Raw genomic sequence first — 13,245 nt, forward strand, 5'->3', positions numbered from 1 at the left:
AGGCATCCCGCTATCTCAGTTCTCACCTGACACGTCATGCGCACCGTGCAATGTGCACGGTGCGCTGTAAGGCACGTGATCGCTCCGACGCTCGAAGCGATAGTGCGCGACGAACCACTCTTGACCCTGCGCATAGCCGAACAACTCGGCGCAAGACATCCAGAAGATGCGCCAGCGCTGAAACCACAGAGCAGCGCTTTCGCCGTACGCTTCTCGTAGCACGGCCATCACCCGATCGCGCTGGCTGTCTTGCCGTTGCAGCCACTGATTGGCGGTCTTCTCGTAGTGCGTCCCGTCGACCAGCCAGCGCTGTTCGATTTCGAGTGCCTGCTGGAAATGCAGCAATGTGTCGGCTGCGGGCATCAGTCCGCCGGTGAAAAAATGCCGTCCGAGCCAGTTGCCGGCGCCGGCGGTTTCGAACGGATACAGCAGGTCGCGGTGCGCGAAAATGTGTACGAACAGCTTGCCGCCCGGTACCAACCAGTGGGCGATGCGGGCCATCAGCGTGCGGTAGTTGCGCATGTGCTCGAACATCTCGACCGAGACGCAGCGATCGAAGCTGGCGGGGTCGAGGGCCAAAGAGTTCACGTCGCGCGTCAGCACCAGCACGTTGCTCAGGCCGCGTTCGCGGCAGCGCGCTTCGATGAAGCCGCGCTGGCTGTTCGAGTTGGACACCGCAGTGATGCACGCGTTCGGGTAGCGCTCCGCCATCCACAAAGTCAACGACCCCCAGCCACAACCGAGTTCCAGGATGCGCTGCCCGTCGGCCAGTTCGGCACGTTCGGCGTACAGGGTCAGCATCGCGATTTCCGCCTCGGCCAGTGACTCGTCGCCGCGCGCGTAGTGGCAACACGAGTACTTCAAGCGCGGACCCAGGCAGTGTTCGAAGAATGCAGGAGGCAACTCGTAGTGCTGGGCGTTCGCGGCCGCAGTCTCGATCGCCACGGCGCTCTGCTGCAGCGCTAGGAGACGTTGCGTTTGGCGCTCACCCTGCGCACGAGCGCCACCCACACGCTCGGCGCGCAAGCGCTCGGCACACAGACGGCGTATGCCCAGGCGTATCAGCGCGTCCGGTACGAGTCCGCGCTCGGCGAGACCGAGCAGGCCGGGCGCGGCATGGTCGGCGACGAGATCCTCGGCTTCCACGTTCGTCGTCGTCATCGTTCGACCCTTGCGTCGTCGGCATGCTTGGGAAACCATGGGAACAGCATCGGCGTGCTGCGCTGATAGGCGCGGTAGTCCTCACCGCGCGTGCGCAGCGCCTGCGCCTCGGTGAACGGAATACCGCTGACGTATCGAAGAAACAAGAACATCAGCAGCGGTCCGCACCAAGCCAGCCACGCCAACGGCGAGCCGACGGCGAGTGCTACGTAGGCGAACCAGTGCAGCCATTCGAAGAAGTAGTTCGGGTGTCTGGAATAGCGCCACAATCCGTGGCGCAGGGTGCGGCCGTGTTGTGCCGGATCGGCGCGGAAACGCACAAGCTGGAGGTCGGCGGTCGCTTCGCCGATCACCGCCAGCAGCCAGACCGCGACACCGAGCACCAGCCACGCCGGCGAACTCGCCCGGTTCGTGGCGACGGCGAGGAACGGCAACGCGAACAGCGGAATCGACACGGCTTGCAGCAGGAAGAACGCGAGCAGCTTGCGCTGATCGCCGCGCCAGTGTTCACGCAGCGCCCGATAGCGGCCGTCCTCTGGCTCACTCCGCACGCGTCGCCACAAATGCCGAGCGAGGCGCGCGCCCCACAATCCGCCGAGGACGCCGAGAGTGATGCGTATCGGAAAGGCTCCTGTACCGAGCAGCGCCAGTAGCACGGCTGCGCCGGCGAGGCCGCACGCCCACAGCACATCGACGATTCCGGCGTTGGCTTGACGTCGCTGCCACAGCCAGCCGAGCAACATCATCGGCATCGCGAGCAAGCCAACCAGCAACAGTGCCGACCATGGACTCATGGAGAACTCCGCGCGGCGTCGGTGCGCAGTCCGTGTCGGGCCAACGAGGTCAGCAGCGTCAACGCGACCGCCCAGCCGGCCGCCAGCGCGAGCAGACTTGGCCACAGTGGAGTGGGGAAGCGCACCACCTGCCAGCCACGCGCGGCGCCGAGATACGCCAAAGGGCCGCCAATCGCGCCGAGCACCGCAGCCAGAACCGGACGTGTTCTCAAATAACCGAACAGCGGTATCACGGTGAACGCGAACGCCAGCCACAAGGCCATCAGCCACGCCGGCGCTTCGGCCAAGGGCCACGCAACCGCGTAGCTCAGCAGGCCCGAGCGCACCCACCAGCATTCCAAGCCGAAGCCGATCGCCAAAGCGGCGGCGGCAAGGTGCAGTTCCGCGCGACGATGCGAAGAGGTCGCGGCGCGCGCGGCCACGAACACGAAAGCGGCGGCGACTCCGGGCCACCACGATCCACGGCCGGCACCGGCGACCGCGAGGAACCACACGGCCTGATAGGCGAGCAGGATCAGCCAGAAGCTCATGCAGCGGCGGTCCGTCGTTCGTGCCGCCACTGCGGACGTGCCAACAGCAGTTGCGAGACTCCGATCGAACGTTCGCGGAAGCCGCCTTCGCAGTACGCCAGGTAGAACTCCCACAGGCGAATGAAGCGGTCGTCGAAGCCTTGCCGGCGCACGGCCGGCAGTTGCGCCATGAAGCGCTCGCGCCAAGCGTGCAGCGTACGCGCATAGGAGTCGCCGAGATCTTCCTGCGAAATCAAAGCGAGGTCACTGCTGCGCGTCTTCGCCGTCAGCATCGCGTTGATGGAGGGGATGAAGCAGCCGGGAAATACGTGGCGCTTGATGAAATCCACCGAACGCACGGCGCGTGCGTAGCGATGGTCCTCGATCGTGATGGCCTGCAACAGCGCGAGGCCGTCCGGCTTCAGCAAGCGACCGAGCTGGCGAAAATACGTATCGAGATGATCGGCACCGATCGCCTCGATCATCTCGATCGACACGAGTTTGTCGAAGCGGCCTTCGAGATCGCGGTAGTCGCGCAGCAGCACCTCGATGCGATCGTCGAGCCCGGCGGCGGCGACACGTTCGCGCGCCAGCACGTATTGCTCCTGGGAAATCGTCGCCGTAATGACGTGGCAACCGTAGTGGGCGGCCGCATACAGGGCGAAGCCGCCCCAGCCGGTGCCGATTTCGATCAGGCGATCGCTCGGCTTCAGCGCGAGCTTGCGGCAAATCCGGTCGAGCTTGCGCTCGGAAGCCGCCTCCAGCGTGTCGTCTTCGTCGGCCCAGCAAGCCGAGGAGTACATCAGGTCGGGCGACAAGAACAGCCCGAAGAATTCATTGCCGAGATCGTAGTGCGCCGCGATATTGCGCCGGCTGCCGCGTCGCGTGTTCCGGCGCAGTGAATGCAGGACGCGCATCGCCAGGCCGCCGACCCGCGCCAATCCGGTTTCCATGCGATCGAGCAGATCGCGGTTGCGCAGCAGCAGGCGGATCAGCCCGACCAAGTCGTCGCAACGCCATTGGCCGTCCATGTAGGCCTCGCCGGCGCCGACGCTGCCATTGGTGGCGACGGCGCGATAGAAGTCCGGGTCGAGTACCTCGAGGTCTACGCTGAGGTCCGTCCATTGCTCGGTGGGCGTTCCGAACCGTTGCGTAGCAAGAGCGTCTCGCACTGTCAGCCGGCCGCCTCCGAACTCGGCCAGCCGCGCCAGCAATCGCTGGCGCAGCAGACGATCCAAGCCGGCGAGGGAAGCGGATCGGTCGTGCTGGACGATGGCGTTCAAGGTGGATTCCTCGTGAGTCGTGGATGGCTGTGGAAAGGCGTTCGCTTTCGCCACAGCTGCAGCGCGTTCCAGTAAATCGAACCGACGACTTGAGCAGTCATCAACGGATAGCGCCACAGCACGCGCGCGAGCGAAGCGCCGCTCAGCGGCAGACGGCGCATGCGGATGTGCGCGTCGAATTCGCGGCGGCTGCCGTCCAGCACGTTCATGTGCACGTGCAGGTCTTCGTGCGGCACGCTGAAACGCCAGTCGTAGCGGCGCTCCATCGACATGAACGGCGAGACGTGAAACGCCTTCGGGAAGTCCCAGCGCAAGAGCGAGCCGGACACGCGAGCGGCTTCTCGCGTGAGCACGTAAGCGTGGCGTTCGCGCCAGGGCGTGTTGGTGATCTCGGCGACGATGCAATCCAGCGTGTCGCCGTCCTCGGCGTAGCAGTAGTAGAAGCTCACCGGGTTGAATACGAAACCGGCGTAACGCAAGTGCGCGAGCAGGCGGATCGGGCCGAGCGGGCGGCGGCCGATCGCCTGCTGCACTCGCCGCCGTACCGCTTCGGCCAGCGGCACCTCGCTCGGCGCGAGATAGTCGCTGCGGCGGAATTGCGCGAGATTGCGGCGACCGTTCGACCACAACCAGCGGGCCTCGAAAACGCGATCGACCTCGTCGAGATCGAGATACAACTGAGCCAGGCGGTAGGAGAACGCGTGCGAGGTAGGAAGGTGGCGCCGATGCCACACCGTTCCTTCGTACACCGCACTGCGCAGCGCCGTGTTCACGCTGCAATGTCCGTCGCGACAGGAGCGCGGGTTCGCTCCCAGTGCACGCCGAGCGCGTGCGCCACCTCCACCGCGCTGCGCATGCCGTCCTCGTGAAAACCCCATCCCCAATAGGCGCCGGCGAACCAGACGCGAGCGGTTCCTTGAATTTCGGCCTTGCGCCGGCGCGCGGCCACCGCCGCGTGCGTGTGCAACGGATGCTGATAGCGGATGCGTCGCAGAATCTTGGCCGGATCGATCGCCTCGCTGCGATTGAGCGTGACGACGAAGGGATCGGGCGAAGCGATACCCTGGAGCAAGTTCATGCAGTAACTCACCGTGCAAGGTGTGTCGGACGCGCGCGGCATGAAGGCGTTCCATGCGGCCCAAGCCTTGCGCCGCGTCGGCAGCAAGCGCGCATCGGTGTGCAGGATCACATCGTTGACCTGATACGGAATCGAGCCGAGGATGGCGCGCTCTCGCTCACTGGGCTCGGCCAGCAGAGCCAGCGCCTGATCGCTGTGGCAGGCGAGCACGACGTGATCGAAGCGGTCTTGACCTGCGACGCTGTCGAGGGTGACCCCCGCTGCGTCGCGACGAACCGCATAGACGGGGCAGCGCCGGCGTTCGCGCACTCTCCAACGGCGGCTCAACGCGCTCACGTAACTGGCCGAGCCACCGCAAACCACGCGCCACTCGGGCCGGCCACTCGCCTGCAACATCTGGTGATTGGCCATGAACTGCACCAGATAGGCGGCCGGAAACGCCAGAATCTGCCGCGGCGACGACGACCACAGCGCGGACGCCATCGGTACCAGATGATCGTCGCGAAACGCAGCGCCGTAGCGTTTCTCGGCCAGGTATTCGCCGAGTGTCGGACCGTCGTCTTCGCAGTCCAGTAACGCCGGCGCCTCGCGGTAGAAGCGGAACACATCGCGCAACATGCCGAGGAAGCGCGGCGACAGCAGGTTGCGCCGTTGACAGAAGAGTGCGTCCAGCGAGGTCGCGTTGTATTCCAGGCCGGTCGCTTGGTTCTGCACGGAGAAGCTCATCGTGGTCGGCTGCGTGGCGACGGCGAGCTCGTCGAAGAACCGCGTGAGCAGCGGATAGTGCGCGCGGTTGTGCACGATGAAGCCGGTGTCGATCGCGTAGCGGCGACCGTCGCGCTCGATGTCGTGCGTGTGCGTGTGGCCGCCGAGATAGTCATTCGCCTCGTACAACGTCACCTCGTGCTCGCGCGAGAGCAGCCAGGCGGAAGCCGAGCCGGCGATGCCCGATCCGATCACGGCGATGCGCATGTCAGGGCGCCGCCTTCGCGTGAACCCAGGCCGGCACCGGTTTCAAGTCGTGCACCCAACCCAGTCGCTCCATCAGCTTTAGCCCGTACCAGGTCAGGTCGATTTCCCACCAGCGAAATCCCTGGCGCGCGCTGCCGGGAAAGAAGTGGTGATTGTTGTGCCAGCCTTCGCCGAAGGTGAGCAGGGCGAGCCACAAATTGTTGCGGCTGTCGTCGCGTGTCGCGTAGCGGCGCGATCCGTAGCGATGCGCGAGCGAGTTGATCGTCACCGTCGCATGAAACAGCGCGACCGTGGAGACGAAAAATCCCCACACCAGCAGCTGCGCGCCGCTGGTGCGCAGCTCGGGTGCCAGCTGTTGCAGCACGGCGCCAAGGGCGTACAGCGAGACGGTCAGCAAGACCGGCACGACGATGTCGTAGCGATCGAGCCAGCGCAACTCCGGGTACACCGCCAGGTCACGGACGCGTTCGAGGTCGGTGCGGAACGCGCGCGCGGTCAGGAACCAGCCCATGTGGCTCCACAGGAAGCCGCGTACGCCCGGGGAATGCGGGTCCAACGACGTGTCCGCGTGACGGTGATGCGCACGATGGTGCGCGGCCCACCACAGCGGACCGCGTTGCACACACGCCGCTCCGATCAGTGCAAAAGCGAACTGCACACCGCGCGAGGTGCGGAAGGTCTTGTGCGAGAAGTAGCGGTGATAGAAGCCGGTCAGCGCGAACATGCGCAGCGCATACAGCGCCGACGCCGTGATCAACGCGACCGGAGACACACCCACCCACAGCACCCCTATACATGCGAAGTGCATGGCGAAGAACGGGACGGCACGTACCCAATCGATGCGGTCGGCTGACGCGACGTCGAGGTCGGCCTGCGCGCCGGCTGCGTCGAACCATCGATGCACGCTGCGGCGAAGGCGCGGCGTGATGCCGCGCGACGCGGCAGCAGATGGGTCGAAGTCGGGCATGGCGGCGATCGAGGGCGTGACTGAGACACTTACGTGTGTCAGAGGCAAATAGATGCGGTCCGCCGAAAAATGCATCCAAGCGTCGCGGTTCGCCGTATCGGCTGGTGCAATCCGCCCAGTGCAGCCTCGTTCTGTCCTACCATGAGCAACATCAGCCGCGTGAAACGGTGGCCATCCGATATCGCGAGAGCCATGGCAACCGGTCAATCGCCAGGAAAAGATGACGCGAGCTACTGGTCCGGCCAGATGAGCGCCGTTTCGCGCAAGCGAGATCGCGACAGTTTCATGCGCATCTACGACCATTTCATGCCGCGCGTGCGCCTGTATCTGCGCGGCCTCGGTTCGCCCGAGGCGGTGGCCGAGGAACTGGCGCAGGAGGCGCTGCTTCGGCTCTGGCAGCGCGCCGAGATCTACGACGACGCGCGCAGCAGCCTGTCCACCTGGTTGTTCCGCATCGCACGCAACCTGCACATCGATCGCGTGCGCCGGGAACCGGACTGGGGCCCAGTCCAGGACGATCTGGACCGGGTGTCGGAAATCGAAGAGGATGTCTTTTCATCGGCGGAAAGCCACGCCGACCACGCCGAATGTCAATCTCGCATCGAGCGCCTGCCGGCGGTGCAGGCGCGCCTGATCCGCATGTCGTACTTCGAAGCCAAATCGCACCAGGAAATCGCTGACGAGCTTCACATGCCGCTGGGCACGGTTAAATCCAGCTTGCGTCGCGCATTTCTCCGGCTGCAGCGCAGCGTGAGGGGGACGGCATGACACCGCGCCATCACCTCGACCAGGCCACCTTGCTCAGCTATGCCGCGGGCGCTTTGTCGCCCGAGATGGCCGCCGTCGCCGCCACCCATTTCGAGGTATGTCGGGACTGCCGCAGCCGACTCGCCGAGGCCGAGCGTATCGGCGGTGCGTTGTTGAAACAGCAGCAGCCGACCGAAGCGGATCTAGCCAGCGCCGCGCGTTTGCGCGCCGACATGCTGAGCCGTTTGCAAGAAGTGCCGACGGTCGAGCTCGTGACGTCGCTGGCGCCCAGGCATGCCGAAGACGCGGCCGACCCGGATCGACTGCCGCGGTCGCTGCACTCCTACTTCGGTTCTTCGTGGAGTGGGCTGCGCTGGCGCTGGATGGCGCCGGGCGTGCACATGATCCGCGCCGCGCGCACCAGCGGAGACACCCTGATTCTGCTGAAGATCGCGCCTGGCAAGAGCATGCCTCTGCACAGCCACGGCGGAGTCGAGCTGACCCAGATCCTCAAGGGCGCCTACGACGACAGCCTCGGCCATTTCGCCGCTGGGGATATGGCGGACCTCGACAGCGAGACCGAGCACCAGCCGGTCACTTCGCCCGGCGTGCCTTGTATCTGCGTCGCCGCGTTGAATGCGCGGCTGCGGTTTCCTAGCTGGCTGGCGCGTGCATTTCAGCCGTTGGTCGGACTGTAGGAATCGCGCGCGGGCTCGCGCGGCATACGAGAGCGGGATGGCCGTCGACGGTCTCGAATCGTCTATCGGTGGGAGCGGATCGGCGACTGCCTGCGGCCGCAGGCAGAAGAGGGGGCTTCGCTACGTCACGAACATTCGCCCGTGAATGTCTCGCTGTCCGCTGCGGTTTCAGGCCAACGTTGCGGCGACTTCTCGATGCGGTTGACGTCGTAACCCAAGACCTTGGCGCGCTCGAGCATGGCCTGATAGTCGGCTTCGGAGACTTCGGCCGAGCGCGCCATATACCAGAGGTAGTCGCGCGCGTCTCGCACCACCAAGGTCTGGCTGTAGTCGGGCTTCAGCCAGCCAACCAGATATTGCATGCTCAGAACAGCGAACAGGCGAACCCGCCATTCGCCGTTGCCGCTGTCGGGCAGCACTTTGGCGGTGGAATGCAGCAACTTCACCGGCGCCTCGAAGCTGCCCGGGCGATGGCGGAACGACGTGCAGATGGTGCCGTCCGCGTTACGAACGTAGGTTTCCACCGGATTGTGCCCACCGCGTTCGTAGCGAGTCGGAATCGAGGCGATCACATACCAACGCCCCATGAAGCGCGGCAAATCCACATCGCGCACCGGTTCGATCGGCGCAGCGCCCCAGGCGCCGTTCCAACTCGAGGCGAACGACAGAGCGAGTACGAGCGGCACACGCGTCGGCTTCATGGCGTCGGGCTCCATCAGGGATGTTTCGAGCGGGCGATGATTCGATATACGGCCGCCGGTCGCGATCGGATGCGCATGGATCCGGCCGAGTCGATGCCAGTGCGAATCGCATAGTCCAACGAATAGCGCTCCCGTCTGCGAACGCGCAGCGCTCCTTCATCGTCAGCGCCGGCCGCGCCCATCCTGAATGGGCGCCCTCAGCCGGCACTCGCTCGAGCAAAGCACAGCGGCGCGACACGCAGCTCGACAACTCGCCGTAAATATTTGCGCAGCCACTGCATCCGGATCGCCCTCGCGTCCGTACCGTTCATCGCGCCATCCCACCAAACCGTTCTTCTTCGACCAAGGAAAGCGACATGCGACAGCATTCCCTCGGAAATTCGCTACGCGCCGCTTTCGCGGCGACGCTCGCCGGCTGTTTCGGTATCGCGGCGCTACCGGCCGCTGCCTCCAGCCATCGCGAGGCACCGGCCATTACGCAGTATCCGAAGATGGACGGTACGGACGTCTATGCGTTCCGCAGCTACGAGCCGGGCCGCGCCGACTTCATCACCATCGTCGCCAACTACGATCCGCTGCAGGATCCGTTCGGCGGACCGAACTACTTCACCATGGATCCCGACGGCATCTATGAGATCCACATCGACAACAACGGCGACGCACGCGAAGATCTGACGTTCCAGTTCAAGTTCCAGTACCAACTCAAGAACATCGAACTGAACGTCGGCGGCCAGAACGTCGCCATCCCGTTGCGCAATGCCGGCGCGATCAGTGCCGGCGATGCCTCGGCGCGCAACGACGAAGAAACCTACACGGTGACCGAAATCAAGGGTCCGCGCCGGCAACCCGGCGGTGTCGCCGGCATGTTGGTCAACGCAGCCGACGGCACGACCAAGTTCGCCAAACCAATCGACAATCTGGGCAATAAATCGATCGCGGATTATGCCGGCTATGCCGCGGCGCACATTTTCTCGACGACCATCCCAGGCTGTTCGTCGCCGGGCAAAGTGTTCGTCGGACAGCGCAAGGAAGGGTTCGGGGTCAATCTTGGCGAAATCTTCGATCTGGTGAACATCCCGGCCGCGCGCGTGCTCGGCAGCCGTTCCGGATCGACCAACGCGACGGCGGGCAAGAACGTCACCGCGATCGCATTGGAACTGCCGATCGCCTGTGTCACCAGCGGTGATCCCGTGATCGGCGTGTGGAGCACATCAAGCCTGCCGCGATCGCGGCTGGTCAGCAACGAGCCGCTGCGCCAGCTGATCCTCGATCGCAACCTGGTGCAGGTGTCCCGCCTGGGTATGCCGCTGGTCAATGAAATCGTCATCGGCCTCAAGGACAAGGACACGTTCAATGCCAGCGAACCGAAAGACGACGCGCAATTCGCCACCTATGTCACCAATCCGACCTTGCCCGCACTGCTCGAAGTGCTGTTCGGCGCGGAGGGCGTGAAGGCACCGACGGTATTTCCGCGCGTGGACCTCGTTGCTGCGTTCCTGACCGGCGTACCGAGCGTGAACCAGCCCAAGAACGTCGTCGCATCGGAAATGATCCGGCTCAACACGGCGCTGCCTGTGACGCCGAAGGGCAGTCAGAACAGCCTCGGTGCAGCGGCTTGCTTCGTCGATGGAGCGTTGACGCTCAGCAATCCGGGCTGCGACCCGGCCGGATTTCCCAATGGCCGCCGCCCCGGCGATGACGTCGTCGACATCGAGCTGCGCGTCGCGATGGGGTATCTGCTGCCGCCGAGCAGCAACAAGCCAGGCAGCGCGGTGCTTCCTTACACCGACGGGGTATTGGTCGAAGACAGCCAGTTCGACGCGAGATTTCCGTATCTGACGACGCCACTGCCGGGTTCGCCGAACGGCAACAACGGTCTGTCTCCCAATCCCGCCACGCCGTAACTCGAGCAGCGCCGCCGTTCGCACGAACGGCGGCGCTGAAGGGGAGTATCCGAGATGAGGCCGCCGAAGCTCGGTATTGCCACTGCGTGGATCGCGGCGCTCGTCATCGGCTGCGCCGCTGCGGCACCGTATACGCCGAGCAATGACGACGAGGTGGTCGAATATCTGCCGTGGCAGGGCGGTGACGCCGATCGCGTGACGCGTGCGTTGCGTACCTTGCTGGCAAGAGATCCTAAAAACCTCGACATTGCTTTGCGGCTCGCGCAACTCGATGTCGAGCATGCACGGCGCGAAGCCGACCCACGCCGCCTTGGACAAGCCGAAGCGGCGCTGGCTCCGTGGTGGAGCGAGGCCGATCCGGCCGTGCCGGTGCTGCTGCTGCGAGCGACGATTCGGCAGAGCAGCCATCATTTCGACGCTGCACGCGCCGATCTCGAAAAAGCCATCGCGCGCGACCCGGGCAACGCGCAGGCATGGCTCACTCTCGCGACCGTGCAGCAAGTCACCGGGGATTTCGCGGCAGCAGCGCGAAGTTGTGGGCACCTGCGATCGGTAGCCGCGAACTCCGTCGGCGTACTTTGCACCGCAGCACTCGACGGCGTGACCGGTCGTGCCGCCGAAGCGTATGCGGCGATCGACGCGCTGCTCGCGCGCCCCGGATCGCTCGGCGATTCGGCGAGTATCGCGGCATGGGCGACCACGCTCGCCGCCGAACTCGCGCAGCGCATCGATCGCCCGGCCGACGCGGAACGTTGGTATCGGCGAAGTCTTGCTGCAGACGACAAGGACACGTATGCGATTGCCGGCTACGCGGACTTTCTTCTCGACTCGGGCAGGCCAGCGGAGGTCGCGAGCCTGATTGCGGCGGACACGCCGGTCGACGTGCTGCTGCTGCGCCGCGCGCAAGCCGATCGCGAGCTGCAGTCGGTCGACGCGGCACGCAGCGCGAGCGATCTCGCCGACCGTTTCGCCGCACTGCGCGCTCGTGGCGATCGCGTGCATCTGCGTGAGGAAGCGCGCTTCACATTGGCGATTCTGAATCAGCCCCAAGAGGCGCTTGCACTCGCGCTGCAGAACTGGACGGTGCAAAAGGAGCCGCTCGACGCGCGCATCGCGCTCGAAAGCGCACTGGCGGCGCGTGACCCGCAATCCGTCTCATCGCTGCTCGGATGGATCGATCGCACGCATCTGCAGGACGCGCGCTTGGCCGAGCTGGTCCGCCAAGTGCGTGCGCTGTGAGCCTGCTCTGGTTCAAAGGCGTTGCGATTCTGCTGTTGGCGTATGCGGCTTGCGCGAGCGCCCACAAACCGAGCGACAGCTACTTGACGCTGCGCACCGAGAACAGCGCGGTCAGCGGACGCTGGGATATCGCGCTGCGCGATCTGGACGTCGTGCTCGATCTCGACCGCGATCACGACGGACGCATCGACTGGCGCGAGGTGAGGACACGGTTCCCCGACATCGAAAGCTATGCGGTGAAGCATCTTTCGTTGAGCGCGGACGGACTGGCCTGCACTCTGAGCGCGAACGGGTATCAAATCGATCGCCACACCGACGGTGCCTACGCGGTGCTGGATCTTTCGGGCCGCTGCCCGAAGTCGATCGAAAGGCTCACGGTCGTCTACCAGCTTCTGTTCGAGCAAGACGCGCAGCATCGTGGCCTGTTGAAACTCGAACGCGCGGCGAGCGAGGCGGTCACCACGGCGGTGTTTTCCACCGAGCAGCGTCAGCAAAGTTTCGCGTCTTCGGGCGTGTCGGCGTGGTCGCAGCTGAGGAGCTTCATCGCCGATGGTGTTCGTCACATCGCTCTGGGCTACGACCACATCCTGTTCCTCGTCGCGCTGCTGCTTCCGGCCGTGCTCGGCCGCGCGGGCCGTGTATGGGGGCCGGTGCCGCGGTTGTCGGTTGCGCTCGTCAATGTCGCGAAGACGGTAACCGCGTTCACGCTGGCGCATTCGATCACCTTGAGCCTGGCGACCTTGCATTGGGTGCAACTGCCTTCGCGCTTGACCGAGTCGCTGATCGCGCTGTCGGTGCTGGTGACTGCGGTGGACAACGTGGTGCCGATCCTGCCGCAGAAGCGGTGGATGGTGGCGTTTGCGTTCGGCCTGATTCACGGTTTCGGTTTCGCCAGCGTGCTGCTCGATCTCGACTTGCCCGGGTCGGCGCTCGCGCTGTCCTTGTTCGGCTTCAACCTCGGCGTGGAAATCGGGCAGCTCATCCTCGTCGCGATTCTCATACCGCTTGCTTACGCGATGCGCGCAAGCCGGTTGTACCAGCCGCTCGCACTGCGCGGCGGTTCGATCGTCATCGCAACACTCGCGTTCGGCTGGCTGGTCGAACGCAGCTTCAACCTGAAGGTCATGCCGTTCTAGATCCAACCCATCAGCCAGAGCGGAGCCCTCGGCCGGCGTGGCCGTACGATCCTCAA

At 64.9% G+C, this 13,245-nt stretch carries 13 protein-coding genes; 5 read left to right on the plus strand and 8 right to left on the minus strand.

Translation table 11 applies throughout. The features are described from left to right. Positions 1-15: 15 nt before the first annotated feature. Genes AC3QL3_RS10635 through AC3QL3_RS10665 form a run of 7 tightly spaced genes read right to left on the minus strand, consistent with a single transcriptional unit; the run spans position 16 to position 6,764 of the window. Positions 16-1,161, minus strand: a complete 1,146-nt coding sequence (locus AC3QL3_RS10635) for an SAM-dependent methyltransferase (protein WP_492898788.1) — start codon at positions 1,159-1,161, stop codon at positions 16-18. Further along, entirely contained in the window at positions 1,158-1,955 is a 798-nt protein-coding gene (locus AC3QL3_RS10640) for a DUF1295 domain-containing protein (protein ID WP_492898790.1), read from the minus strand. Before AC3QL3_RS10640 ends, AC3QL3_RS10635 begins: the two co-directional genes overlap by 4 nt. Continuing rightward, a complete protein-coding gene (locus AC3QL3_RS10645; RefSeq protein ID WP_492898792.1) occupies positions 1,952-2,485 on the minus strand; it encodes a DUF2878 domain-containing protein in 534 nt (177 codons plus the stop codon). The genes AC3QL3_RS10640 and AC3QL3_RS10645 overlap by 4 nt, the downstream gene beginning before the upstream one ends. After that, entirely contained in the window at positions 2,482-3,747 is a 1,266-nt protein-coding gene (locus AC3QL3_RS10650) for a class I SAM-dependent methyltransferase (RefSeq protein ID WP_492898794.1), read from the minus strand. Before AC3QL3_RS10650 ends, AC3QL3_RS10645 begins: the two co-directional genes overlap by 4 nt. Continuing rightward, entirely contained in the window at positions 3,744-4,520 is a 777-nt protein-coding gene (locus AC3QL3_RS10655; RefSeq protein ID WP_492898796.1) for a DUF1365 domain-containing protein, read from the minus strand. The genes AC3QL3_RS10650 and AC3QL3_RS10655 overlap by 4 nt, the downstream gene beginning before the upstream one ends. Further along, positions 4,517-5,797 (minus strand): NAD(P)/FAD-dependent oxidoreductase, encoded by a 1,281-nt coding sequence (locus AC3QL3_RS10660; RefSeq protein ID WP_492898798.1) that lies wholly within the window; start codon positions 5,795-5,797, stop codon positions 4,517-4,519. Before AC3QL3_RS10660 ends, AC3QL3_RS10655 begins: the two co-directional genes overlap by 4 nt. 1 nt (position 5,798) lies before the next feature. After that, positions 5,799-6,764 (minus strand): acyl-CoA desaturase, encoded by a 966-nt coding sequence (locus AC3QL3_RS10665; protein WP_492898800.1) that lies wholly within the window; start codon positions 6,762-6,764, stop codon positions 5,799-5,801. Between the two features lie 141 nt (positions 6,765-6,905). Between AC3QL3_RS10665 and AC3QL3_RS10670 the strand changes: the two genes are divergently transcribed. Together AC3QL3_RS10670 and AC3QL3_RS10675 are read left to right on the plus strand one after the other, a co-directional pair. After that, a complete protein-coding gene (locus AC3QL3_RS10670; RefSeq protein ID WP_492898802.1) occupies positions 6,906-7,532 on the plus strand; it encodes a sigma-70 family RNA polymerase sigma factor in 627 nt (208 codons plus the stop codon). Then, complete coding sequence (locus AC3QL3_RS10675) at positions 7,529-8,209, plus strand: ChrR family anti-sigma-E factor (RefSeq protein WP_492898804.1); 681 nt, start codon at positions 7,529-7,531, stop codon at positions 8,207-8,209. Before AC3QL3_RS10670 ends, AC3QL3_RS10675 begins: the two co-directional genes overlap by 4 nt. 125 nt (positions 8,210-8,334) lie before the next feature. Here the strand turns inward: AC3QL3_RS10675 and AC3QL3_RS10680 are convergent, their stop codons facing one another. After that, positions 8,335-8,910: a lipocalin family protein gene (locus AC3QL3_RS10680; RefSeq protein WP_492898806.1), complete on the minus strand. Its 576-nt coding sequence runs from the start codon at positions 8,908-8,910 to the stop codon at positions 8,335-8,337. Positions 8,911-9,266: 356 nt separating this feature from the next. On the opposite strand from AC3QL3_RS10680, the gene AC3QL3_RS10685 reads away from it, so the two are divergent. Genes AC3QL3_RS10685 through AC3QL3_RS10695 form a run of 3 tightly spaced genes read left to right on the plus strand, consistent with a single transcriptional unit; the run spans position 9,267 to position 13,189 of the window. Further along, positions 9,267-10,814 carry a DUF4331 domain-containing protein gene (locus tag AC3QL3_RS10685; protein WP_492898808.1) on the plus strand — a complete coding sequence of 516 codons (1,548 nt, stop codon included), beginning with the start codon at positions 9,267-9,269 and terminating at the stop codon, positions 10,812-10,814. Between the two features lie 54 nt (positions 10,815-10,868). After that, positions 10,869-12,053, plus strand: coding sequence for a tetratricopeptide repeat protein (locus tag AC3QL3_RS10690; protein WP_492898810.1), 1,185 nt, complete (start codon positions 10,869-10,871; stop codon positions 12,051-12,053). Then, entirely contained in the window at positions 12,050-13,189 is a 1,140-nt protein-coding gene (locus AC3QL3_RS10695) for a HupE/UreJ family protein (protein ID WP_492898812.1), read from the plus strand. The genes AC3QL3_RS10690 and AC3QL3_RS10695 overlap by 4 nt, the downstream gene beginning before the upstream one ends. Positions 13,190-13,245: the final 56 nt, after the last annotated feature.

It is taken from the genome of Dokdonella sp. GW821-FHT11D02 (assembly GCF_058808595.1).

Excerpts from the sequence above, each read along its gene's own strand:
- AC3QL3_RS10640 (WP_492898790.1), bottom strand. The coding sequence starts at position 1,955 with ATGAGTCCATGGTCGGCACTGTTGCTGGTTGGCTTGCTCGCGATGCCG.
- AC3QL3_RS10665 (WP_492898800.1), bottom strand. The coding sequence starts at position 6,764 with ATGCCCGACTTCGACCCATCTGCTGCCGCGTCGCGCGGCATCACGCCG.
- AC3QL3_RS10660 (WP_492898798.1), bottom strand. The coding sequence starts at position 5,797 with ATGCGCATCGCCGTGATCGGATCGGGCATCGCCGGCTCGGCTTCCGCC.
- AC3QL3_RS10685 (WP_492898808.1), top strand. The coding sequence starts at position 9,267 with ATGCGACAGCATTCCCTCGGAAATTCGCTACGCGCCGCTTTCGCGGCG.
- AC3QL3_RS10635 (WP_492898788.1), bottom strand. The coding sequence starts at position 1,161 with ATGACGACGACGAACGTGGAAGCCGAGGATCTCGTCGCCGACCATGCC.
- AC3QL3_RS10645 (WP_492898792.1), bottom strand. The coding sequence starts at position 2,485 with ATGAGCTTCTGGCTGATCCTGCTCGCCTATCAGGCCGTGTGGTTCCTC.
- AC3QL3_RS10670 (WP_492898802.1), top strand. The coding sequence starts at position 6,906 with ATGAGCAACATCAGCCGCGTGAAACGGTGGCCATCCGATATCGCGAGA.
- AC3QL3_RS10690 (WP_492898810.1), top strand. The coding sequence starts at position 10,869 with ATGAGGCCGCCGAAGCTCGGTATTGCCACTGCGTGGATCGCGGCGCTC.
- AC3QL3_RS10675 (WP_492898804.1), top strand. The coding sequence starts at position 7,529 with ATGACACCGCGCCATCACCTCGACCAGGCCACCTTGCTCAGCTATGCC.
- AC3QL3_RS10680 (WP_492898806.1), bottom strand. The coding sequence starts at position 8,910 with ATGAAGCCGACGCGTGTGCCGCTCGTACTCGCTCTGTCGTTCGCCTCG.